Here is a 24020-nt window from a genome sequence, read left to right as displayed (position 1 = left end):
CGGCAGCACGCCCACACGGTCGGTTTTTACGACTGTGAGCGCATGCAACGCTCCGAGAGAAACAACTCTGCCGGGTAAAAATATTGGAACAAACTGCCGGTTCGCGAAAATGGGCGTCGCGGTGGACGCCACAGTCCGATGCAGCGCCCCGCCTCCGGATCGGCTTGAACAAAAAAGACATAGGGGACAGCTCATGTTTTCAGCGTTCTGGCGCGGTGCACCGCCCATCCGAATGATAGCAACCGTCGCGACACTGTTGGGGACCGTGCCGGCATTGGCGCAGGACGGCCCCTGCGCGCGGCTGGACGCCGAAGCAGAAGCCGCAACCGACCTGCAGCGCTTCTTCGATTTGATGGCGCAGGCTTGTGACGCGGCAATGTCGGAGAAGGCCATGTCCGAAGACACGGATTTCGTCCGGTCAGCCACTGCGCTGGTGGACCGCCTCGATGCCTACACCGACGCGGTGGACGCATACGGTGGGCCGTCAGAGTTCGGTGAAGTGTCGCGCTATCTGATCGCGGACGAAGTCGGTGTCATGGATGCAATGAAAAGCTGGGTCCTCGCCCATCGGTATGCCGAAGATGCAACGCGGCGCGTCGATGGTTAATCCGAACCGCCCTTGAGGTTGCGTGCAGGCCGGACGCGCACCCTGTCTGAACTCTCGCCTTGAAGGACGGCGCCCTGCGGCACGTGGAGTCTCAGACTTCGGGATCGAAAAGGACCCGCAGGAAACTGTCTTAAAGGGCCCGATGGAGCGGGTAGACGGAATCGAACCGACATAGCCTGCTTGGAAGGCAGGGGCTTTACCATTAAGCTATACCCGCAGTGGAGATCGGATTAGTCGAAGGCTCCCCGGTCGTCAACATGGATTGCATTGGGGCCCGGTGAAACGCTCTTTTCCGCCGGGGCCGCGTGGCCACGCCCCTACCTTATTTGGGGACGAGACGTTCGAAGATCGCCTGACACGTACTCGCCGCAGTCTGCCAATTCATCGAACCGAGGACCTTGCTGCGCGCTTTGACACCGAGTTTTTCCGACGCCACCGGATCTTCCACCAATCGCAGCATGCTCTGTGCGAACCCCTCCAAATCTCCGTTCTCGACGATCAAGCCGGTCTTCTCGTGTTCAAGCACTTTTGCGGAGCCTCGGTATGCGACAATGGGCATCCCGGCGGCCATGTAATTGAGCAGCTTCTGGGGAATTCCGTCGCAAACCGAACGCGGCAGGACGGCGATTGCCCCGCGGGCGAGTCGGTTCGGTAGATCTTCGAAAGTATCGGGTTCGACGTCGATGGCTCCCCGTATGCCGAGCGCTTCGGCCTGCCGGCCCAAAGGCCCGAAATCAGCGTTCGTATACACCTTGAGCCTGAGCTGCGGGCAGGTTCGGATCGCGATGAAGACCGACTTCAACAGATCGTCGAAGCCCTGATACTGGGACAAGGTGCCGGTGTAGACGACCGTGTAAGGCTCAACCGCGTTCCTGACGATCGGCGTGAACGCCTCGACCTCGACGCCATTCATCGCGACGGAAACGCCATTCGGATCGAATCCGTGACGCTCGATCAGCGCGCTTCGAATATCTTCCGTTACCGTCACCACGTGTTCGGCGCGGGCCGGTATGGCCCGGTCGAGGTATGAGCCCAAGCGACGCGACGCGGCCTTCAGCGGACCGGATTGGTAGGTCGGCAGTTCGCTCGCCAACATCGTATGAGCGTCGTAGATTATGGGAATGGGGCGACGGCCGCGCGCGGCCAGAGCAACGAGCAGCCCCTCGAAATGGTGGGCGTAAATGACTTCCGGCGTTCGCTCCCGCAGGCGCCGGCGCAAAAGCCTCACCAGTGACGGATCATACCACAGCAGCTTCGCCGGTTTCGGTCCCGGCGTGAGAGTTCCCTTATCGAGCCTGCCAAACGTCCTGTGGATCGGGAAGTCCATCGGATAGTCCGCCTCTCCGATGTGATATGTCACCAGTTCCACATCGTTCCCTAAGGCCTGGAACGCGTCGGTCAGACGCTCCACGCGAATGGGCGTGCCCCTGCGCGCCGGAAAGGGGCACGCAGCGACGACAGTAATCCTGAAACGACGGCCCGTGACCACCTCCCCCGAAGCAGCGATCTGCTGCGCCCCGAACATGTCCGTCATCGCTTCGTGAAATGACCGGGTGCGGCGCCGAACGCGCGCACCTTGACGTTCTCGGCAACGGTGGTGATGCCGGGGAAAACGTTAGAGAAGCCATCGACGGCCACGCGCACCATATTCCAGTTGGTGAACCACCACTTAGCGAGGACCGTGTTGCACCGTCTCCTTTCCTCCGGCGCCAGAGACGCCTCCCGCGCGACAATCTCCTGGTATTTCCGGTAGAGAATCAAGGATGGCACCTCGAAGCGCCGCCCGCGCTCGCCGTCGTGCCACGTCTGGCGGGCTTGCACCGAAAGGTTCTGCCGCGTGTACCGGTTGGGATGCTCCCGCATCTCCACGAGAGGTTCTGCCAGATGGACGAAACCTCCGCGAAGCGCCATCTGGGCGAGAAACGCCCGGTCGGCCCCGTGGAAGGTCCCATGCAGCAGCGAGTTTTCCATTGCGGAGCGCCGCACGAGGCCGAAGAAATCGACGCAGGAATGGGATTTGAGAACGATTGCCGCGAAGCGGTCGGACGGGCGAACGTGGTCGGCCTCGGCGAGAATGCCGTCATACTGGTCAAACACGTGCCCCTCGGCATCGATGTAGTCCACACGGCTGTTGCACAGCACGACCTCCGGACGGTCGTCGAGCACGGCAACCATCCGTTCCAGGTACTCCGGCTTCATCCGGTCGTCATGGGCGAGCCACTTGAAGTACCGGCCACGTCCCGCATCCCAGACACGATTGTAGTTCCGCGCCGCGCCGATGTTCGTCTCGTTCCGGAGGTAGGTGACGCGCGGGTCACTCGCGGCCAAATCCCGGACAATCTCAGGGGTTCGATCGGTCGACGCGTTATCACAGACCAGGACTTCGAGGTCGCCGGCTGTTTGGCGGAGCGCTGATGTGATCGCTTCCTCCAGATAGTTTTCCCCGTTGTAGACCGGGATTCCAATGCTCACGGCAGGTGCCGCTCTTGCTTCCGCCGAAGCTTTTGCAGGATACTCGTCAAGGGCGCTCATCTTGGTTTCCCCGATGACAAATGACGAACCGCGACCCGGCAATAATTCCGCCTCTGGGAGGGTGGGTTCACTTTTCAGGTATAAGCCAGTAGTTACGATTCTTTATGCTTCTGCAATGAATCCGCGTTAATAATCGTAAAATTCTTCCTCCATCGACCACTAACTTCGATGCGGGGCGAACTTGGCGCGCAGCCAGCCCAGAATCCGCGCCCTTGGCAGGAGGCCCGTGGCAATCGCAACGAGGCTGTAGAGCACGCCGCCGAGCAGAAAGCCTAGCCACCAGAGGCCGGTCGCCCGCGCCAGACTGGCCATCGCCAACGCACCCGCGACACCGGCCACCGCCGTCGCGAAGAGCGTGCCCGCAACCGGAAACCGGATACCAGCGCGATGGGCCAAGAGGCCCATACCGGCGAGCGTGAACGCCTCCACCGCCGTTCGGGCGACCGCCGCACCCACCCCGGAATAAATCGGGATCAGTAGCAAAAAAAGACCAAAGGCGATGGCGGCAGCGGCAACATCGAGCATGAGCAGGTGCCGTTGCCGTTCCAAGGCAGCCAACGCGAAACGGAGAACGCTCGCGACCGCCGAAAAGGCCATTGCCGGGCCGATCACGACCATGGCGTCGCGGGCGCCGGAAAAAGCGCGACCGCCGATTAGAACCACGATCTCCTCGGCAAACACCGTGGTCGTCAGCACCACACCGATGCCGAACCACAGCATGACCGACAAGGCCTCGCTCAGGTTTCGCGAGAGTTGCGCGACGTCCCGCCGCGCGGCGGCTTCCGTGAAGCTCGACATCAGCAGGCCGGAGAATTGCGGCGGCATGGAGGTCACGATCTCGAAGATCTTGGTGGGGATCCCGTAGAGCCCAAGGGCCCGTGACGGTTGCGTCAATGCCATCACCAGCATGTCGCCCCGGATGATGACGATCAGGAGAATGCGCGAACCCGCAAACGGAAGACCTTCGGCCACGAGGTGCCGCCAGTATGCGGGGTCGACAAGCGGGCGGAACGGTTCGAGCAACGCCGCCCACCGCCACGCAAGCGCCAGCGTAACCGCAGCGGACCCCGCCAGCGCCGCCAGCATCCCCACCGCGCCGCCGCCGAGCGCCACGACCAGCACGGTAAGGGCGACGAGCGCGATGCTACCGAAAATCTCCGCCATGACCTGCCGGTCCTGGCGCAGATGTCGCTGGAACACCGCAATGAGCAATTCGCTTGCCTGGTAGGCGGTGAAATAGACAGCGCCGACGAACATGCCCGTGCGAACCACCGGGTCCTCAAGCAGAAACAGCCCCGCGAGGGACGCCGCGAAGAGCGCCGCCCCGGTCGCGAGGAGGCGCAGAGCCATCGCGGCGCCGAGGTAGCGGGAGTGATCGCCCGGCTTTCCGAGTTCCCGCAACAGGATCATGTAGAGCCCGAGATCCACGAACACGGAACCGAAGATCACGTAGTTCAGGACCTCACGATACCGTCCGTAGTCCGCTGGCCCGAGATGGCGCGTCGTCAGGACCGTTGCCGCGACCCCGGCGACCACGGCGATCGCCTTGCCGGCGACCACGATGGCCATGTTCTTCGCGACCGACTGGTTCAGTACCGACGCCTCGGCCTGCACTGGTTCGCCGGGGGTCTCGGTATCCGCCATGCCGGTCGTCGCCATTCCGTACCCTTTTGCCACTCTCCGCGCCGCTAGACGGCAACCATTTCCGGCGAGAGGCCCATCCCGGCAAGACTACGCCCGATTTCGTCGAGATAGACAGGGTTCATTACGATGACCGTATCCGGCGGGCTCTCTGCCAGCGCCTCCGGTGCACGCACCTGTATGCCGGCGCCGGGCAGAAAGCGGTTCTGTTTGAAGGGATTTATGTCGATCACCTGGGCGATTTCCGGGCCGAGGCCGAGCGAGGTCAGGAAGCTCACGCACTTCGATCCCCCTCCCCAGACGGCGATGCGCTTGCCGTCGCGGTGTCGGCTGGTGACGAACTCCCGCCAGTAGGTCATGACCTCGGCAACCTTGGCCGGGAAGGCCGCCGCAAGCGCGGAAAGCTCATGCATCGGTTCCTCCGCGGGCAATGCCGCCGTCTGCGCGCCGTTGGCCGGGCGGGCGTGCTGGATGATGTACTGCTCCCCATAGTCCAGCCGCAGCGCCGTCACGTCGAAGCCCGCGGCGCGGAAAAGGCGGGCATGGGAGCCGGGGGTAAAATAGGAGCAATGCTCGAAGTAGATGTCCCAAAAGGCCCCTTCACGCAGCACCCGCCCAACGTCGGGCGTTTCAAAGAAGATCCCTGCATCGGGCCGGCCGGCGACGAGCGGCAGAATATCGTCCACAATGCCGCGCACCTCGCCGATATGCTCCAGCGTATGCCGGCAAATTACCAGGTCTGGGCACATCTCCACCATTGCGGTTTCGAAGTATTCCCGCTGGAACCGGAGGGAGCCGCCGTCGACCGTCTTCAACCGTTCCTCGATGAACCCGGGGTCGATGCCAAGCGCCTCGCAGGGGACCGCGAGGCACAGCTCACGCAGGAAATCGCCCTTGCCGCAACCAATCTCCAGCACCTTGCGCCCTTGCAGTTTCCAGGTGGCAAGGATCTCTTCCACCAGTTTCTTGGCGAAGGCGTTGAACGTGTCGGAGAAATGCTGCGACTCCTCAGTGGTCGAAGCGTAGTCGATCAACCGCTCGTCGAAGGCGGCGTTGAAGATGAAACCGCAGTCCTCGCAGAAGGTCAGCCGCATCTCATGCCGCGGAAAGGCTGCTCCCTCCTCAACGCTGTCCAGCAGGATGCAGCTCTGGACCGGGATGGCGGGGAGATGCAGCAGGCTTTTTAACGCACCGCCGCCGCAGGCCGGACAATCCGACCTGGGCTTGGCCGTCGCGATAGGCGCATCGATCACCGGGAGACGACCTCCAGATCGGGGATGGGTACGATGAAGCGGCCGCCGCCGGCAAGATACGCATCCTGCTGGCGGATGATCTCGTCACGGAAGTTCCATGGAAGGATCATTACGTAATCCGGTTTGTCCTCCAGGAGGCGTTCGGGCGGGCCAATCTCGATTGTAACGCCGGGCATGTACTTGCCTTGCTTGTGGGGGTTCTTGTCCACCACGTAATCCAGCACCCGCTCATCCAGGCCCAAATAGTTCAGCAGGATCGTTCCCTTGGCCGCGGCACCGTAGCCGGCGATCCGCATGCCGGATTGCTTGAGGTCCAGCACCAGCTTCCGCGCCTGTTCGCGGAAGGCGCGGACCTTCTCGCCGAAATCGCGGTAATACTCGAAGCTGTCGATCCCTAGCGCAGCCTCCTCCGCAAGGATCTCGGCCACGGCGGGCGTTGGGTGAGCCTCCGTTCCGAACGTCAGCCGCAGCGAGCCACCGTGAATCGGCACACGCTTCACGTCGTTCAGCATCAGACCGTGGCGCTCGAACAAGTTTTTCGCGCCGGTGACGGAGAAGTAACAGCGATGCTCGTGGTAGATCGTGTCGAACTCGCTCTTTTCCACCAGGTCGCGCACGTATGGAAACTCGACCACGACGTTTCCGCCGTCTTTAAGCAGCGCCCGCATCCCGGCGACGAAATCGTTCTGGTCCTGAACATGGGCAACGACGTTATTGGCCAGTATCAGGCTGGCCTGCTTCCCCTGCCCGGCCAAAGACCGAGCGAGGTCCAGCCCGAAGAATTCCGAGAGTGTGTCCACGCCGATCGCGCGGGCGGCTTCGGCCTGCTTGTCGGCCGGATCGATCCCCAGAACGGGCACACCCGCCTCGACGAAATTGCGCAGCATATAGCCGTCGTTGCTGGCGAGTTCGACAACGAGGTCGTCCGCACCCAAACCGTGCCGGGAAATCAGATCCCGAGCATGTTCGCGGGAGTGTTTCAGCAGATCTTCGGAATAGGAGGAGAAGTAGAGGTAGTCGGAGCCGAACATATCCTGCGGCGGCAGCGTCTCCAGAAGTTGAAGCAATGCGCATTCGGGGCAGAATGCGGCGCGCAGCGGCTGCATCCCAACTTGATTGCCGGCGGCAGCGGCATCAAGAAGTCCGTCCGAACGCGGCATCAGGCCGAGGTCCACCACCGGCATCAGCCCTTTGCTCTCACAGGAGACGCATGGCGTTTCCGCCGCGCGGGCAGCGAAACTCTCTGCCGCGATGGCCTCCGGTGCGGTATGGCGGAGGTCATCTTTGAGGATGCCCTCCCAGGTCAGCATCCGGAGGTGACCGATGCGCTGATAGGGAACGCCCTCGAAATCCTCCCGGGTCAACCCCGCCGCGAGACAGGCGGCAAAGACCTCTTCGGCACCCTTGACCGCATCCCATTGCGGCTCGAACCAAGGCATCGCGGCGCGGATCTTGTCGCAGGACACGCGGTAGCAGCGTAGGTCCGGGCCCGCGTCCTCCGCGTAGGTAATGCGGGCGTTGGGAACGACGTCGGCCACGATCTCCGCCAGTTCGGAAATGCGGTAGTTCTGCTCCGTTATGCCGACGTTGAACGCCTCGTTGCGGATGACGTCCTCGTCCGCTTCAAGCGTCGCGCAGAACGCCCGGGCGATGTCCTCGATATGAACGATCGGCCGCCAGGGCGTCCCATCCGATTTCATGAAGATTTCGCCCGCGGTCACTGCGTGAGCCACCAGGTTGTTCAGCACGAGGTCGAACCGCAGACGTGGTGACACGCCATAGGCGGTGGCACTGCGCAGGAACGTCGGGCAGAAGCGCTCGTCCGCAAGCGTCGCAAGATCCCGCTCGGAGCGGACCTTCGACTCGCCGTAGGGCGTCACGGGATTGAGCGCCGCCGTTTCGTCCAGCATGTCGTCGCCGGCAGCCCCGTAATTGCTGCACGACGAGGAAAACACGAAGCGGCGGACGCCCGCGGTCTTCGCCGCTTCCGCCACCCGCATCGTGCCTGCATGGTTGATGTCGTAGGTCGCCTCCGGGCGGAAGTTCCCCAGTGGGTCGTTGGACAATGCCGCGAGGTGCAGCACGGCATCGATACCGATGAAGTCCTCCGGCACGACGTCCCGGATATCCTTCCGCAATGTCGGAATGCTTGGCACGGCGCCGCCGGGCGCAAAGGTGCAGCGTTCGAATATATCGCTGTCGAGGCCGAAGACGCGATGCCCCCGCGCCTCGAGCATGGGGGTCAGGATTGTTCCGATGTACCCCCGATTGCCGGTTACGAGAACGCGCACGTCACTTCTCCCAGGTTGCCCACGGCCTGTCGCCGGCTTCCCACATGTTTTGCAGCACCTGCTTTTCGCGCAGCGTATCGACGGCGGCCCAGAATCCGGTGTGCTTGTACGCCATGAGCTGACCATCGGCGGCCAAGCGTTGCAACGGCGCATGCTCGAACATGACGTCGTCGCCGTCGATATAGTCGAGAACGGCAGGCTCCAGGACGAAGAAGGCGCCGTTGATCCAGCCCTCCGCGGTCTGAGGCTTCTCTTCGAAGCTGGCCACCCGGTCGCCATTGAACTTCATATGTCCGTACCGCGCCGGTGGGCGCACGGCCGTGATCGTTGCCAATTTCCCATGCGCGCGGTGGAACGTCAGAAGCGCGTCGAAATCGACGTTGGAGAGGCCATCCCCCCAGGTCAGCATGAAGGTCTCGTTGCCGAGGTAGTCCTTCAACCGCTTGATCCGACCGCCGGTGAGAGTTTCCATCCCGGTCTCGACCAGGTCGATCATCCAGGGTTCATGCAACTCTTCCTGCCGCGTCACGACGGACGGCTTTCCTGGCTCCATCTCGATGGTGAGGTTGCCGGTCAGCGTGGCATAGTCGGCGAAGTATTTCTTGATGTAATCACCCAGATAGCCAAGCGCGATCACGAACTCGTGGTGGCCGTACTGCGTGTAGTGCATCATGATGTGCCACAGGAGCGGACGCCCACCGATCTCGACCATTGGCTTGGGGCGGATGGATGTTTCTTCGGCAAGGCGCGTTCCCTTGCCACCGGCAAGCAAAGCAACTTTCAATCGTTACAACTCCAGAATCTCAAAACCATAATGCCCATCCGGCTTACTGTGCCCCTTGGACTCGGCGCGAAAAAACCGACGCAGATCCAAGCGCTATGGCAAGTAGTACTTTCTGTCCACACGTTTGTTCCGATTGTACTTGACGGCATGAAAATCGGGAAATTTGCCCGAAACTTGGGTCACGTTAAGAAATAATCCCGAGCACTCGGACGCCCTATTAATAGGCAAGTGACGGCTTCCCGGTGCGCGCCCACTTCTGGGATCGGTTTGGCCCGATCCAATGCGCGTGTGCTACACTGGTCGATACTTTCGATTCCAAGTTTTTTGCCGAAAAGGAGAATAGTCATGGGGAGGACTCATGTTCTGATACTAACCCTCAGCCTGCTGGGGCTCGCGGCGCCATCCGTGGCGCAGGAGCAAGAAAAGCGGCCGAACATCCTCGTCATCTGGGGGGATGATATCGGATGGCAGAACGTGTCGGCCTACGGGATGGGCACGATGGGCTACACCACGCCTAACATCGACCGGATCGCCGAGGAGGGCATTCGCTTCACTGACCACTATGCGCAGCCGAGCTGTACCGCCGGTCGCGCCGCCTTCATCACAGGCCAGTACCCGATCCGCTCTGGCATGACGACCGTCGGTCAGCCCGGCTCCCCGCTCGGGTTGCAGTCGGCATCGCCGACGCTGGCCGAGGAGCTGAAAGAGATCGGCTACCGCACCGGGCAGTTCGGCAAGAACCACCTTGGCGACCGAAACGAACACCTGCCGACTGTCCACGGCTTCGACGAGTTCTTCGGCAACCTATACCACCTGAACACACAGGAAGAGGCCGAGCAGCGTGACTACCAGAACTTCGGCGAGGCGTTCTCCGGCAGTCTTGAGGAATATGAAGCACAGTTCGGCACCCGCGGCGTGCTGCACACCTTCGCCACTGAGGAAGACGACCCGACGGAGATGCCGCGCTTCGGCAGGGTCGGCAAGCAGACCATCGAGGATACCGGGCCCCTGACACAGGAGCGCATGAAGGATTTCGACGCGGGCGAGATGATCCCGATGGCCGTCGACTTCATGGCGAGGGCCAATGAAGCGGGCGAGCCGTTCTTCGTCTGGCTGAACACAAGCCGGATGCATCTCTACACGCGGCTTAATGACGAATGGCGCTATGCGGCCGAGGAATACACGTCGGAGGCCGACCTCTACGGGTCCGGCATGCTCCAGCATGACCACGACATCGGGCTGGTCCTTGACTGGCTGGACGAGCATGGCCTCGCCGACAACACCATCGTCTGGTACTCGACCGACAACGGGCCGGAGCACAATTCCTGGCCGCACGGTGGCACCACGCCGTTCCGCGGCGAAAAGATGACCACCTACGAAGGCGGCGTGCGCGTGCCGTCGATGATCCGTTGGCCGGGACGTTTCCCTGAAGGTGAGGTCCTGAACGGCATCCAGCAGCACCAGGACATGTTCACGACTCTGGCCGCCGCGGCCGGCATCGAGGATGTCAACGCAGAGGTGTTGGAAGAGAAGCAACAGTATATCGACGGCGTGGACAACCTCGCCTACTGGGAGGGCGAGCAGGAGCGTTCGAGCCGCAACAGCCTCTTCTACTACTACGAGAGCAAGCTGATGGCGGTGCGGATGGGGCCGTGGAAGTTCCACTTCTCAACCAAGGAGGACTACTACGACACCATCGAGGCGCGCACGGCGCCGATGGTCTTTAACATCCGCATGGACCCGTTCGAGAGCTATGACAGCACGGACGCCTATGGCCACCTCATGCAGAAGGTGTCCTGGCTGATCCAACCGATGAACGTGCTGATGGGTCAGCACCTGCAGTCGCTTGCCGACTACCCGCCGGTACAGGGCGGCGCATCCTTCGACATGTCGAACATCGTCGAGGACTTCATGAGCAAGGCAATGCAGTGACCCTGACAAAGAATGGAAGCGGGCCAACACCCCGTCTCCAACCAGGCCTCGGAGAGCTAGCCGGGTCGCCCTTTGCGACGGGGAACGAGGCCGTCTGAAGCGTCAGTCTCGGGAAACGGGTGACCTGTGGTAAACTCCCCGGATCGGCCATCATCAGGCCGGTTTTTCGGAAGGGGGGACTCATGAAGCTCATTCAGGTTGCCGTGATCGTTCTTGTGGGGTTTGGCACACCCGCAGTGGCCGAGACATTCGACGTATCGGGAACGGGGCAAGGAACCGCGGCGAACACGCCAATGTCGGTTCGTGACGACCTCGTGGTCGTCCACGCCACCACGCAATACTCCGGCTTCGAAGGCGGGAACCCGGACAATCCGATGGAGTCGTTCAAGGGAGACTGCTTCGGCTCGATCCTGGTCAATGCTGGCACCGTCTCGGGTGGCGGCAATTGCCATTACACGGATCAGGACGGCGAGATGGCCGTTATCGGCTGGACGGCGGACGGAATGAGTTCCGAGGGCCGCACCCAGGGAACCTGGGAGATCGTCGGTGGCTCCGGAAAGTGGGAATCCGCCACCGGCGGCGGACGCTTCGACGCGGGCAGCGACGATCAGGGGGTCTACACCAATAACGTGACCGGCGAGGTGACGCTCCCCTGATGGGGCCGCGTCATGCCAGAAGAAAGTCGGACCGCTGGATTATTTACATTGGAGTTTCATAGGGGGGAGGCCCGCATGCTTAGAATGTTACATCGCACAGCCTTTTTCGCGGCAGGCTCGCTGGTGACAATTGTTGGCGTAGCCAGCAGCAGTGCTCAATCGGCGAACGACGCCAACCAGATGTCGTTCTTCGTCAGCAGCCGAGGGTCCGGCGACGGCGCCAATTTCGGCGGCTTGGAGGGCGCCGACGCGCACTGCACCGCTCTTGCTGAGGCCGCCGGCTCCACACGCACGTGGGCAGCCTATCTCAGCACGAGCATGTTCATAGACCGCAGCGGCGAAACGCCCACGATCGTCAACGGCGTCAGCGCGCGGGACCGGATCGGGACCGGCCCATGGCACAACGCCAAAGGGGTGATGATCGCAAAGGACGTGGAGGACCTGCATTCGGAGAACAACAACATCAACCTCGAAACCGCGCTGGACGAGACCGGCAATCCGATCAACGGGCGCGGAGGAGATGAGCCGCTGGAACACGACATCCTGACCGGATCGGACTTCAATGGCCATTACTCAACGGCCGGCCAACTGACGTCCGAAGGCGCCGACACCACCTGCAAAAACTGGACCAGCAATGGCGAAGGCTCTGCCATCGTCGGCCACCATGACCGCGCTGGCCTGAACGAGTCCAAGAGCATGGTGTCATGGAATTCGTCTCACGGCACAGCCGGATGCGGCGAGGCGGATTTGCCGAAGACGGGCGGCGTCGGCCTGATCTACTGCTTCGCGACGGACTGAGGTCGCCCCGAAAAATCCAAGTCCTCGGGACGGCGTGCGCTTGCCCAAGCGTTTGCTATGACGGCTGCGAACGGCGAAGGGCGTCCGTGCGGTGAGCCGCGAGTCATTGCACGGGCGATGGCCTCATTTGCAGACAGGCAGTTCAAGCGGAGGCTGCTTCGGCAGGGAGCGCCTCCATTCGTTGATGATGGGCTGCAGCGTTTTCTTGGGCCAGAAGATCGGCGCACCGATTGCCTTCAGGCAGGATGCGTTCCAGTAGAGCCCGGCCTGCGAAAGGGAGGCCCCCGTCTTGACTGCGGTGGCGACGGCGCTGATGTCGCGGGACTCCGGGTAGATGTAAAGAGTCGTCGGATTTCCCTTCACCAATTTGAGGATTTCCTCGGACGCGGACTGCGACCATGTCGTGCAACCATTGCTGCGCCCGCCGGTGTAGTTCACCAGCGCTCCATAGGGAACGTACCCCTCCTCGTCAGCGTGGGAACTGCTCGGATCCTTGTAGCGGCACTGCCATTTTACGAAAACGGCCGGGTGCCCGCCGATGGCCCGCTCTCGCGCATTCTCCGTCTCGCCTTCTCCGTCAAACAAAAGAAACGTGCGTTGGAGTGGCCTCCTCTGGCCCGACTGACGGTAATAGCCCTTGAACGACGTTCGCGTCTCCGCCGTCACATAGGGCCCTCCCATCGTCAGCTTCGACCCTTCGGCATTGGAGAAGTTCCTCGCGCACTGCCGACCATTGGAAAAGTCCGCGCGTTTGAGTTTCCGCCCGTTTCCGTAGCCGGATGACACCGCGCGAAACGATTTCGCCTGCTCGCAGATCACGTAGAACCGCTGCCCCGGATCGCCGTTCGGCGCTGTGCTCGGCCGGGTCGCATCCATGGCCAGATAACAGGGGTTCCTGACCTCACGCTGACTCACCTTTTGCCGGTAGAGTTCCCGTGCCCTTTGCAGAACAACCGGCGCGATCTGTCCGTCGCCGGTGCCGACATGTTTCTGCAGCCAGGGCGGAACGCCGGAGGTTTGCGCTTTCGCGGGAATTGGTACTGCGCCCGACACGGCGGCCACGAGCGTGGCGGCCAAAATGAGGCGTAGCGACTTTGTTTGCATCGCTTTGTTCTCCTGCCCGAGTATCCTCGACGCGAACATAGCATAAATCGCGGACGCGGACGCGATATTCCAGTCAAGTCCGGCCGATGCGGACTGGGCCAAGGTTCACACCGTTTTGGGGATCATCTACGGGCAAATGATGTCGCCGCAGCGCAACCGGCCAGCCACCCCCCAAGGTGCGCTTCCCATGCCAATCCGCCGTTCAGGAAAACGAACAGCACGACGTTCCCGATCACCAGGGCCAGAACGGATCGCACCACAGGCTGGAGCGGCCGGTGCGCCCGTCGACGTCTGAGGAAATCCCACGTTTGCCAGACGCCGATCAGGCCGAAGACGGCCCCCGATGCTCCAATCATGGGAAGACCGCTGGACGAGATCAGTCCAAATGCCAGACCGCCGCCAAGCGCCGCGAACAGGAGGACCAGAAGGGTCCTGCCCGGACCGATGCTTGCGGACACGAACTTTCCGAGCGCGAGCAGGACGACGCTGTTCAAGACCAGGTGCATCAGTCCCCCATGCAGGAACGCGTAGGTGCCAAACATCGTAACCGACTGGCCGGGAAAGACCGGAATGACCTCCCCGGACAGAAGCGGTTGCCAAAAGGCCCCGACGCGGTAGGCGCCCCAACGCCACCCGGGCGATCCAACAATGCCGGCATCGGCGGCACTAAGGATCAGTTCGATCAGGGCCATCGCGCCGACAAGCACCCAGAGAAACGCCGGTGCGCCAACCTCCTGGCTGCGGTGAGAACGGGGGGGCGTCGGTGGGGTCGGGGAACGCATGGTCTGGTGCTAGTCCAACGCCGCGGCGGGGGGAACGATTATCTGACCCGACCTATGGCGCCGGACACGAGGCGCAACCCGTTAGAACAAGAAATCTTGCTGGTCGAGTTGCCCCGGACGAATGTCCTGCAACGTGATCGACACGTCGGAGAATTCGATGACGGTATCGGACCCAACCCTCGTGATCTCCAGTTGGCCGAACCGCGAGGCGCCTCCGTCGATGTCGATTTTGTCGATCCCGGCGGAAAAATCGCCGATGACATCGTCGCCGTCGCCTCGATGGAAAACAAACCGGTCAGCCCCGCTTCCGCCGACCAGTCTATCGTTGCCATGACCGCCAATCATCTTGTCCCTGCCGGCCCCGCCTTTCAGAACGTCCGCGCCACCGTTTCCGATGAGCCTGTCATTGCCACCGTCGCCGGTCAGTCGATCCCTGCCGGCCCCGCCCTTCAGCAGATCCTCGCCCCAACCGCCGCGCAGCCTGTCGTGGCCTCCCCCGCCGAGCAGCGTGTCTGCATGGCCGTTGCCAAAGAGCCGGTCGGCGCCGCTTTGCCCTTCAAGGCGGTCATTCCCCCGGCCGCCGCGAAGTTCGTCCGCCCCCTGGCCACCCTCGAGCTTGTCCGCTCCGTTGCCACCCAGAAGCGTGTCGGCATTCTGGCCGCCGAAAAGGCTGTCGCGCCCGCCCTGCCCCCGCAGCAGGTCATTGCCCTTGGCGCCGTGCAGCCTGTCAGCGCCGGTTCCGCCCCTCAGGACGTCCGCGCCCCATCCGCCATACAGTTTGTCGTTGTCGGCCCCACCCAGCAGAGTGTCGGAATGGCCGTTGCCGTAGAGCGTGTCGTTGCCCCTCTGGCCCATTAGTCGGTCCTGGCCACTGCCGCCATGCAACTCGTCCCAGCCCTGACCGCCGTCGAGCTTGTCCGCCCCGTTGCCGCCCAGAAGCGTGTCCGCGTTCAGGTCGCCGTAAAGTGTGTCGCGCCCGCCCTGGCCTTTCAGGAGGTCGTTTCCCTTGCCGCCGTGCAACTGGTCGGCGCCGCCTCCGCCCTTCAGGACATCAGCGCCGGCCCGGCCAAAGATCTCGTCCGCCGAGTCACTGCCGCTTATCACGTCGTCGCCGGGCCCCGTATTGAAGGTGGAGTTCGAGCCTCCCGAATCCAGCGCCACATTCGCGGAGGTGGAGGCGAAGTTCTGCGTCACCATTACCGCGTCCCAACCCTCGAAGTTGCCCCGCTCGACGCCGATACCCACATAGTCGAACTTCGGCGAGAGAATGTTCGCCCGGTGCCCGGAGCTGTTCATCAAACTGGTGAACAGGTCCTGCACGTCGTCGGCGATACCGGTGGCTCCCCGTTCGCTCTGCCAGGCAATGTTCTCTCCCCAACTCCAGCTTCCGCTGAAATCGAACCCCGCGGCCTTCATCCGGTCTCCAGCCGAGGAACCACCGGCGCCGGTATGCGAAAAGACATCCGCCCCGAGCATCCAGCGGCTATGAGTCTCCGACGACTGGTTGAGATCGAGCGCCAGCTTCAGCGGGTTCAGGCCTTCCTTAGCCCGCGCCGCGTTGATCAGGTCGAGCATCTGCCGCTCTACCGAGGTTGCGGTTGACATGATTGGCGTCTCTTCTGCTTACGGAACCGTTCTTCCAGTGCATCCGGGAATTTCGCGCAGAGTTAGGCAAAAGGAAGTCGATAGTTGAGTTTTCGCCAAGTTCGGCAGGATGTCGCCGCCGCGCCGCCCGCTTCGGCCCCCGCATCGGACAACCGGTCGCCGGCCCTCGTTCCCGTCGCCGTCGTCCGGAAAATACTGCGCTACTCCTCGTCGAATGCGTTGCGGCGGACCGGGGGAAGTGGGACATTTCCCGCATCGGGCAATGTGTCCGATGGAGGCGGCCATGCGGAGCGACACGGACTATCTACGTCTCGCGGTGGAGATCGCGGCCCAGAGCCGGGCCAGCGGCAACCACCCCTTCGGAGCGCTCCTGGTCGGACCGGACGGCGATGTTCTCATTTCGTCAGGCAACACCTTCGCGCAGGACCGCGGGGTCGGCCACGCGGAGACCAACGTGGCCCGGGCGGCCGCGCGGCAATACGAACCGGCGTTCCTCGAACGGTGCACGCTCGTGACCTCGGTTGAACCTTGCTGCATGTGTGCCGGGGCGTGCTACTGGGCCGGGATCGGCACGCTTGTCTATGGCCTCAGCGAAAAGCGGCTGGCAGAATTGACGGGCGACAATCCGGAGAACCTGACGCTCGATCTGAGCTGTCGCGAGGTGTTCGCGGCCGGACGACGCAAGGTGGCAGTCCGCGGCCCGTTTCCCGAACTCGAGGAAGAAATCGTCGAGGATCACCGGGGCTTCTGGTGAACGCCCGAATCGCAAGCGCGAACGGAGACCGCAACCTGAGACGCGACACCACTTCTCCGTGCGCGAGGTGCGCCCGTGAGAATTTGCCCGAGAATGCTGGCCCATCGACCACCAGCTGCGTGACGAGGTTACCGCGCCACGACACTATATGTCTCAAATCTGCCACAAGCCGCAGGTAACGGAAATATTTTTCATCCAGTTTAACATTTTTAATTCGCCGATTCCGCCGTTCCCCGGAGGCTGTATCGACTGACTCGATTCATTTTCAGGGGGGTGAGAGATGTCTTTTCCGGTCCCGCGGCGCGTTTTCCTTGCCACACTCTTTTCCACCACAGCGCTTGCCCATCCGATCTACGCAGGATGTACGTTCAGCGGTTCGGTCGCAACGTGCACAGGCGACGTCCAATACGGCGCTGTCGTCGTGAACCTGCAGGAACTGATCTTCAAGTCCCTGACCTCCAACATCGAATTGTCGGGGAACGACCCGTCGATCCAACTCTCCAACACAGGGAATAACGGTCAAAACGGAAAGCCTCCGACCAACGGCAAGTCGCCGCTCAGCGCGAAGATCACCTACGATGGCACGGACTCCTCCATCATCAACGGCGGCCCTGCCATCCGCAGCGAGACGAAGGGTGGCAAGGGAGGCAACGGTAAGGAGCGAGACGCCCTCTGTTGCGTCAAAAGCTATAATGGCGGGGCGGGTGGCGCCAGCTCCACCGCCACCACCATCGTCAATGATGCCTCCATCGCCTGGGCGTTGGCCGGGGTTTCCAGCATGACAACGGGTGGCAATGGCGGCACCGGCGGCGCCCTTTCCGCGGGTGGGGGGGACGTGACCGGCGGAAGAGGCGGAAACGGCGGCAACGGACAAGCAGCGACGACGACGGTCGAGGAGGCTGCGATCTACCTGTCAGGCCCCGGGCCGGCCGTAGCCGCGCTTTCGGTGGGCGGAAACGGGGGCCTGGGGGGCCTGGGTGTATCGCTGGTCACCAAGACGAAAAAGAACGCAGGCGGAGCGATCGGTGGCGCAGGCGGGACCGGCGGCGCCGGCGGCAATGTGAGCGTCCAGATCAACCAGGGCGGCGGCGAAGCAACCTTCTCCACGAGCGGCGCGCTGTCTCACGGGGTTCGCGCCTCGAGCACGGCCGGCTCCGGTGGCGACGGGGGACCCGGCACATCGAGGTTTATCGGCAACGGCAAGGGCGGCAACGGCGGCGCGGGAGGATCGGGTGGAACGGCGAGCGTCTCCGTCTCCAATACGAAAATCACGACCAAGGGCATGGACGCGCAGGGCATCCTCGCGGAGAGCTATGGCGGAGCGGGGGGCGACGGTGGCTCCGGCGATGCCTTCGCGGGCAAGGGCAAAGGCGGCGCAGGCGCCGGCAGCGGGCCGGGTGGCACAGTGAACGTGACTACAGATGCCACGATCTCCACCACCGGCATCAACGGCAGCGGCATCCTCGCGCAGAGCGTCGGCGGTTTCGCAGGTGCCGGCGGCATTGCGGTCGGCTTCGTCGCCTACAGCGCTGGCGACCAGAGCGCCGGGCGCGGCGGCGCAGTCAATGTGACCACGACCGATGGGGCCAGCATCGCGACGCAAGGCCTCGCGGCAGACGGGATCTCGGCGCTCTCGATAGGCGGGGGCGGTGGCAAGGCGTCCGCCGCCATCGGGGTCGAGGCGCTCGGCAGCACCGGCTCGGCCGGCGGGAACGGCGGCGCTGTGAAAGTCGACAACGCGGCTGACATCACCGTTTCCGGCATCGTGGCAAACGGCCTTTACGCCCACTCGGTCGGTGGCGGCGGTGGATCCGGCGGCAGCGCGGACGCGATCAAGGCGCTTGGCGGCAGCGGTGGCTCCGGCGGCAGCGGTGGCGCGGTCACCGTCACCAACTCGGGCGACATCACGGCGGGCGGACTGGCCGCAGCGGGCGTTGTTGCGGCCAGCACTGGCGGCGGCGGTGGCGCAACCCACTCCACGAACGGTCTCGTTGCGATGGGCGGTTCTGGCGGCGGAGGCGGCACCGGTGGTGCGGCGGCAATCGTCAACACCGGATCGGTCGCAACAACAGGCGACTTCGCTGACGCATTCCACGCGATGTCCCTCGGCGGCGGGGGTGGGCGCGGATCGTCGGCCGTCTCCGTCTCGCTCGGCGCTTCCGTGGCCATCGGCGGGACTGGCGGCAGCGGCGGCAACGCGTCGAGTGCCGCCTATTGCGATACCTTCGAAGGCAATGCCGGCAGCGATGCCTGCTATGGCAAAAACAGCCCTGTGACGGTGTCGACCGCCGGCCACACCTCCCGCGGGATTCTCGTCAGTTCCATTGGCGGCGGCGGCGGTACCGGCGGCGCGGCGATCTCCGTCAGCGCCAACCCGGCCATCTCCATCGGCTACGGCGCCGCGGGCGCCGGCGGTCACGGCAGCAGCGGCGGCGAGGTGTACCTGGCGACCGCTGCCGATGTCACAACCAAGGGCGACAACTCCCAGGGCGTCTTCGGCCACTCAGTCGGCGGCGGTGGCGGCGTTGGGGGTGCCGCGATCACCGTGGACGAGGGCGGCGGGCTATCTCTCAGCATCGCCAAGGGCGGCTCCGGTGGGAACGGGGGGGCGTCCGGTGCGGTGAACGTCACCTCGCTCGGTTCGGTGAGCACGGCAGGCGACCACTCCGATGGGGTGGCGGCGCTCTCCATCGCGGGCGGCGGCGGCGCATCCGGGACGACCATCGCCGGCGGTGGCGTCTCCGCAGTGTCCGTGGATGTTGCCTTGGGCTCGTCCGCGGGCAAGGGCGGTTCCGCCGGGGCCGTGACGGTCGCTGCCGACGGCACCATCTCCACCTCCGGCAAGATCTCGACCGGCATTCACGCGGCAAGCGTCGCCGGAGGCGGCGGTGCGGCCGGAGCAACCATCGCGGCAGACGTGGCCGCGGGCCTGTCGGTTAATGCGTCGCTCGGCGGGTCTGGTGGCGCAGGCGGCAACGCGAGCGCCGTTTCCGTAACGTCGGGCGCGGCCATCACGACGCTGGGCGAGGTGAGCGAGGGCATCTACGCGGCCTCCATCGGCGGCGGTGGGGGCAAGTCGGGCTTCAACCTGGCCACAGGCGCCATTCAGGCGGGCGCGGTCAACATTGCGGTCGGCGGGTCCGGCGGCAGCGGCGGCCAGAGCTCTGACGTTTATGTCTACAGCGGAGGGCGGATCAAGACAGAGGGCGCGCTCTCGGACGGCATCGAGGCGGTCAGCACCGGCGGCTCCGGCGGTGCGGCAAAAGCCACGGCGACGGTCGGCGGCCTTTCGATGGGCGCGATTCAGGTCGGCGTCGGCGGGAAGGGCGGCGCAGGCGGCAGTGCGGGCGATGTTTCCGTCACGTCTGACGGCGCCATCACGACCGTCGGCCCCTTCGCGGACGGTATCGGCGCGCGGTCCGTGGGCGGCGCAGGAGGGCGCGGTGGCCTTGTCATCGAGGGGGCGTTGACGGCGGGCGAGCTTACGGGCGAGCTCGGTGTCTCAATCGGCGGCGCCGGCGGTGGCGGCGGGATTGCCGGCACCGTATCGGTGACCAGCAACAACGCGATCTCCACGTTCGGGCTGGGCGCGAGCGCCATCCGGGCGCAATCCATCGGCGGCAATGGCGGCACCGGCGGTTCGGTTTATACCGGCAACGTATCGGTCTCCAGCGACGGCTCGGTCCAGGCCAACGTCGACGTGGGTGGCGGCGGCGGAAGCGGCGGCACCGGAAAGGCGGTCACGGTCAAGAACAGCGGCAACCTCCTGACTGACAGCTACATGGCCGACGCCATTTCTGCCATGTCGATCGGCGGCAATGGCGGCAGTGGCGGCAACGTGGGCTCGGTTCAAGGGGCGCTCACCACCGGCAGCAGCGTGAACATCGGTGTTTCCGTCGGGGGCGGCGGCGGCAAGGGCAACGTCGGCGGGGCGGTGACGGTCAACAACTCCGGCTCCATCGACACATGGCTCGGCGGCTCCCGCGGCATCTTCGCAGGCTCCGTCGGCGGCGGCGGCGGAAACGGCGGCAACGCCGCCAACGTCGCGGCACGGCTGATCGGCAGCAGTGACGAGGAGACCCTCAAGTTCAACCTCGCGGTCGATGTCGGCGGCGGGGGCGGCTCAGGCAACAATGCCAACGCGGTGAACGTGACGAACAGCGGCGCAATCACCACATTGGGAGTCACATCATCCGGCATCCGCGCGTTCTCGGTCGGCGGAGGCGGCGGCTCGGGCGGCGAGGCGTCCAGTGCCAACATCAACGTCAATGGCCTCTGCAGGCTCACCCCCAACAAGACGAGCTATGCCTGCAAGGCGACCAAGGACGACACCGAAAAGCCCGTCACCGCAAATCTCGACGTCAATGTCGGTGGCAAGGCCGGCGCGGGCGGCAATGGAGATACCGTCACGGTTACGAACACGGCGGACATCGTGACCAGCGGCAACACCTCCTACGCTATTGACGCCTATTCGATCGGTGGCGGCGGGGGCACCGGCGGCGAGGGCGCCGGCGGATACGGCGCCTGGACCACCAAGAAGACGAATAGCGCCTTCAAGAAGTACTTCGGCGGCGCGAACATCACCTTCTGGACGACTGCCGAGATCGGCATCGGCGGAAGCGGCGGCGCGGCCGGCGACGGCGAGGATCTGACGATAACCAACACCGCCGACCTCAGTACCAACGGCGACACCTCCTTCGCCATCAAGGCGCAATCCATCGGCGGCGGCGGAGGAACCGGCGGCGTCGGCGGCAGCGGGCTTTTCGGCCCGGTGTCGGTGGGCGGCCTCGGCAGCGGCGGCGGCGATGGACACGCGGTCAGCGTCACCAACACCGGCGGCTCGATCAAGACCATCGGCAATGGCAGCGGCGGCATCTTCGCCCAATCCGTCGGCGGGGGCGGCGGCGCGGCCGGAGACGTGACCAAGGCGCTGAATTTCGAATGGGGCGACCTCAACTTCGGCGTCGGCGTGGGCATACAGCGCGCCTCGGGCGCCGGTGGCGACAGCGGCGACGTGACCATCGCGACCGGCAGCATCCTGACGTTCGGCGAAACCGCCCATGGCGTCTTTGCCCAGTCCGTCGCAGGCTCCGGCGGCGCGGTCGGGATCAGCGGCATCCTGCAGGAGGGCTGGAACCCGTTTGTCGGAAATGCCGGCGACAGTGGCAATGCGGGTGCGGTCGACGTGACGGTCGACGGCTCGATCGTGGTCAAAGGCGATTACGCCGCGGGCGTCTTTGCCCAGTCCGTCGGCGGCACCGGTGCCAAGGATACCTCCGGTGGCGTCACGGTCACCGTAAAGAACAAGATCTCCGCGCTTGGCGAGGGCGGCCGCGGCATCCTCGCGCAGAGTGAAACCGCCGTCCCCACCGTCACCCCGCTGCCACCAAGCGGCACGGCTCTCGCAGTTACGGGGGCCACGACCCCGCCGCAGCAGGGCAACGTGGTCATCACCGTTGCCGAGAGCGGCAACGTCAGCACAGGGGAGGACGGCGCGGAGACCATCGGCATCTTCGGCGGGACCAACAACACCCTTACGAACGACGGGTTCATCGAGCAGAACAACCTCTCGGGTTACGTGATCCGAACCGACGGTCTCGGCGCGCTCGCAGTCGCCAATGATGGCTACATCACTGGATCGGTCCTGACCGACGAGCCGGGGTCCGGCGCTCCGGGCAGCATCGATTTCGTGAACCAGTCGGGCCATTTCGGCTCCGGCACCACGATTGATCTCGGCAACGGCGGCTTCACGAACGTGTCGGGATGGCTCTCGGCGGCGGGCTCCGGCGTCATCGGCACCTCGACCTTCGACGTGGCGAGTTTTCAGGTGCTCAGCGGCAGCACGACGGACGTGGACCTGAACTTCTCGGATACCTCGGTCGAAAGCGATCTGCTGATCATCAAGAGCGCCAGCGAGATCGAATATGCCGGCGTCGTGGCACCCAACGTCATCGGGGGGCTCCCAGAGAGCGGCGACAAGGGCTCGGTGCAGATCATCTCCGCCACCGGAGCCGCATTGAGGGCGGCCGCGCTCGACGTGTCGCCCTCCCCGATCATGGGCTACGGGCTGATGACCAACCCGGGTTCGGCAACGCTCACCTACGATATCGACTACGTCGCGTGGATGCAGGGCGACGCCTCGCCGGTGGGAGACAACGTCACCGCCAACCACCTGAGCTTCGGGCGCCACGTCGACGACCTGATCGGGCAGCGTAAGTCCGAACTTGCCTTGGGTGGCGAACAGTTCGATTTCGTCGAGGATCTGGCGCTCTTCCTCGTGAACGCCTCTGACGCCGGGGATCTTCTGGACATCTACGCCTCCTTCGCGCCGGGCGAGGTGTTCGTGCCGGCCGATGCGGCGGCGATGGCCGCGCGACGCTTCTCCAACGACCTTTTCGGCTGCGGCTCGCCAGTCAATGACGGCATGGTCACGATGACCGGCGACGAGGGCTGCGCCTGGGTCCGGCTCTCCGGAACCGGAGCCTACCGGGACGAGGACGGTCTCACCTCCTCCTACCACGAGTCGATCTTCGGCGCGGCGGCGGGCGCGGAATGGGAGATGGGCGAGCGATGGACCCTCGGTTTCGGCGCCGCTTACGATCGCTCCTCGATTGACAGCGACGCTTTCGACGGCTCCGGCGACCGGTTCATGCTGGGCGTTTTCGGCGAAGGCCAGTTCGGCGCGACGACGCTCTCGGCCTCTCTTTCGGGGGGCTGGCAGTCCTACGACTTCGATCGGGGCCTGCTCACGCCGGACGGCAAGGTCACTGCCAGCAGCGATCCCGACACGTCCTGGATCGCCGGTCACGCTAGGCTGACCCAAACCGTGCCAGTCAGCGCGCAAGTGTCACTCGCGCCTTATGTCGATCTCGGAGTCGCTCAATTCTGGAACGACGGTTTCCGCGAAAGCGATGCGGGAACCTTCGGGCTCGATGTCTCGTCCAACGACGAAACGCTCGTGACCCTCAACCCTGCCTTGGTCGTGAATGCGGACATGACCGCAAACGGGCGCGAGATGACGATCAGCGGGCGAGCTGGGGTCTACGGCATCCTCTCCGATACGACGCGCTTGACCACGGCTCGGCTGACCGGCGCAAACGGCCTCGGGCCCGCTTTCGAGATCCGGGACGAAAGTGATCGGTATTTCGCGGATCTGGGGGTCGGCATCGACGCGGCGTTCTCCGAGAGAGTGACGCTCGGCGCGAGCGTCGACACGCTTTTCTCCGAGAACTGGGCCGAGGCGACCGGAACGCTGCGGCTGGAGATCCGCTTCTAGGGCGC

15 protein-coding genes and 1 tRNA gene are annotated in these 24020 nt (G+C 64.1%); 6 read left to right on the top strand and 10 right to left on the bottom strand.

Going from position 1 to position 24020, the window contains the following annotated elements; translation table 11 throughout:
• The first annotated feature begins 193 nt into the window (after nt 1-193).
• Nucleotides 194-607, top strand: a complete 414-nt coding sequence (locus BM075_RS21405; RefSeq protein ID WP_093362745.1) for a hypothetical protein — start codon at nt 194-196, stop codon at nt 605-607.
• A gap of 143 nt (nt 608-750) precedes the next feature.
• Here BM075_RS21405 and BM075_RS21400 read toward each other — a convergent pair.
• From BM075_RS21400 to rfbF, 7 genes are all read right to left on the bottom strand, one after another.
• Nucleotides 751-824, bottom strand: a tRNA-Gly gene (locus BM075_RS21400).
• A gap of 105 nt (nt 825-929) precedes the next feature.
• The gene (locus BM075_RS21395) at nt 930-2141 is read right to left on the bottom strand and encodes a glycosyltransferase family 4 protein (RefSeq protein WP_093362744.1); all 1212 of its coding nucleotides are present in this window, start codon (nt 2139-2141) and stop codon (nt 930-932) included.
• On the bottom strand, nt 2138-3139 hold the full coding sequence (locus BM075_RS21390) for a glycosyltransferase family 2 protein (protein ID WP_093362743.1): 1002 nt from the start codon (nt 3137-3139) through the stop codon (nt 2138-2140). Before BM075_RS21390 ends, BM075_RS21395 begins: the two co-directional genes overlap by 4 nt.
• A gap of 159 nt (nt 3140-3298) precedes the next feature.
• Nucleotides 3299-4798 carry an oligosaccharide flippase family protein gene (locus BM075_RS21385; protein WP_093362742.1) on the bottom strand — a complete coding sequence of 500 codons (1500 nt, stop codon included), beginning with the start codon at nt 4796-4798 and terminating at the stop codon, nt 3299-3301.
• 29 nt (nt 4799-4827) lie between these two features.
• On the bottom strand, nt 4828-6033 hold the full coding sequence (locus tag BM075_RS21380) for a class I SAM-dependent methyltransferase (RefSeq protein ID WP_245758943.1): 1206 nt from the start codon (nt 6031-6033) through the stop codon (nt 4828-4830).
• Complete coding sequence (locus BM075_RS21375) at nt 6030-8324, bottom strand: NAD-dependent epimerase/dehydratase family protein (RefSeq protein ID WP_093362741.1); 2295 nt, start codon at nt 8322-8324, stop codon at nt 6030-6032. The genes BM075_RS21380 and BM075_RS21375 overlap by 4 nt, the downstream gene beginning before the upstream one ends.
• A 1-nt stretch (nt 8325) precedes the next feature.
• Nucleotides 8326-9108, bottom strand: coding sequence for a glucose-1-phosphate cytidylyltransferase (gene rfbF, locus BM075_RS21370; RefSeq protein ID WP_093362740.1), 783 nt, complete (start codon nt 9106-9108; stop codon nt 8326-8328).
• Nucleotides 9109-9453: 345 nt separating this feature from the next.
• On the opposite strand from rfbF, the gene BM075_RS21365 reads away from it, so the two are divergent.
• The 3 genes from BM075_RS21365 (at nt 9454) to BM075_RS21355 (ending at nt 12494) form a co-directional block, all read left to right on the top strand.
• Complete coding sequence (locus BM075_RS21365) at nt 9454-11040, top strand: arylsulfatase (protein WP_093362739.1); 1587 nt, start codon at nt 9454-9456, stop codon at nt 11038-11040.
• Between the two features lie 182 nt (nt 11041-11222).
• Nucleotides 11223-11696, top strand: coding sequence for a hypothetical protein (locus BM075_RS21360; protein WP_093362738.1), 474 nt, complete (start codon nt 11223-11225; stop codon nt 11694-11696).
• Between the two features lie 75 nt (nt 11697-11771).
• The gene (locus BM075_RS21355; RefSeq protein ID WP_218152895.1) at nt 11772-12494 is read left to right on the top strand and encodes a hypothetical protein; all 723 of its coding nucleotides are present in this window, start codon (nt 11772-11774) and stop codon (nt 12492-12494) included.
• Nucleotides 12495-12617: 123 nt separating this feature from the next.
• On the opposite strand, the gene BM075_RS21350 is transcribed toward BM075_RS21355, so the two are convergent.
• The 3 genes from BM075_RS21350 to BM075_RS24245 form a co-directional block, all read right to left on the bottom strand.
• Nucleotides 12618-13598, bottom strand: a complete 981-nt coding sequence (locus tag BM075_RS21350) for a murein L,D-transpeptidase catalytic domain-containing protein (protein WP_093362736.1) — start codon at nt 13596-13598, stop codon at nt 12618-12620.
• 122 nt (nt 13599-13720) lie between these two features.
• Nucleotides 13721-14380, bottom strand: a complete 660-nt coding sequence (locus BM075_RS21345) for a rhomboid family intramembrane serine protease (RefSeq protein ID WP_093362735.1) — start codon at nt 14378-14380, stop codon at nt 13721-13723.
• A gap of 81 nt (nt 14381-14461) precedes the next feature.
• Nucleotides 14462-15985 (bottom strand): CAP domain-containing protein, encoded by a 1524-nt coding sequence (locus tag BM075_RS24245; protein WP_143089924.1) that lies wholly within the window; start codon nt 15983-15985, stop codon nt 14462-14464.
• A gap of 283 nt (nt 15986-16268) precedes the next feature.
• On the opposite strand from BM075_RS24245, the gene BM075_RS21335 reads away from it, so the two are divergent.
• Nucleotides 16269-16739 carry a nucleoside deaminase gene (locus BM075_RS21335; RefSeq protein ID WP_093362765.1) on the top strand — a complete coding sequence of 157 codons (471 nt, stop codon included), beginning with the start codon at nt 16269-16271 and terminating at the stop codon, nt 16737-16739.
• 280 nt (nt 16740-17019) lie between these two features.
• On the top strand, nt 17020-24015 hold the full coding sequence (locus BM075_RS21330; RefSeq protein WP_093362734.1) for an autotransporter outer membrane beta-barrel domain-containing protein: 6996 nt from the start codon (nt 17020-17022) through the stop codon (nt 24013-24015).
• Nucleotides 24016-24020 lie beyond the last annotated feature (5 nt).

This window comes from Tropicimonas isoalkanivorans (genome assembly GCF_900112335.1).
In the GTDB taxonomy this organism is placed as follows: domain Bacteria; phylum Pseudomonadota; class Alphaproteobacteria; order Rhodobacterales; family Rhodobacteraceae; genus Tropicimonas; species Tropicimonas isoalkanivorans.
Note: the sequence above shows the minus strand (reverse complement) of the source record. Positions and strands in the feature narration are given on the sequence as shown.

Coding starts and splice junctions, on each gene's coding strand:
- BM075_RS21355 (WP_218152895.1), top strand. CDS start 11,772: ATGCTTAGAATGTTACATCGCACAGCCTTTTTCGCGGCAGGCTCGCTG.
- BM075_RS21395 (WP_093362744.1), bottom strand. CDS start 2,141: ATGACGGACATGTTCGGGGCGCAGCAGATCGCTGCTTCGGGGGAGGTG.
- BM075_RS24245 (WP_143089924.1), bottom strand. CDS start 15,985: ATGTCAACCGCAACCTCGGTAGAGCGGCAGATGCTCGACCTGATCAAC.
- BM075_RS21405 (WP_093362745.1), top strand. CDS start 194: ATGTTTTCAGCGTTCTGGCGCGGTGCACCGCCCATCCGAATGATAGCA.
- BM075_RS21360 (WP_093362738.1), top strand. CDS start 11,223: ATGAAGCTCATTCAGGTTGCCGTGATCGTTCTTGTGGGGTTTGGCACA.
- BM075_RS21345 (WP_093362735.1), bottom strand. CDS start 14,380: ATGCGTTCCCCGACCCCACCGACGCCCCCCCGTTCTCACCGCAGCCAG.
- BM075_RS21335 (WP_093362765.1), top strand. CDS start 16,269: ATGCGGAGCGACACGGACTATCTACGTCTCGCGGTGGAGATCGCGGCC.
- BM075_RS21330 (WP_093362734.1), top strand. CDS start 17,020: ATGTCTTTTCCGGTCCCGCGGCGCGTTTTCCTTGCCACACTCTTTTCC.
- BM075_RS21385 (WP_093362742.1), bottom strand. CDS start 4,798: ATGGCGACGACCGGCATGGCGGATACCGAGACCCCCGGCGAACCAGTG.
- BM075_RS21350 (WP_093362736.1), bottom strand. CDS start 13,598: ATGCAAACAAAGTCGCTACGCCTCATTTTGGCCGCCACGCTCGTGGCC.
- BM075_RS21365 (WP_093362739.1), top strand. CDS start 9,454: ATGGGGAGGACTCATGTTCTGATACTAACCCTCAGCCTGCTGGGGCTC.
- BM075_RS21390 (WP_093362743.1), bottom strand. CDS start 3,139: ATGAGCGCCCTTGACGAGTATCCTGCAAAAGCTTCGGCGGAAGCAAGA.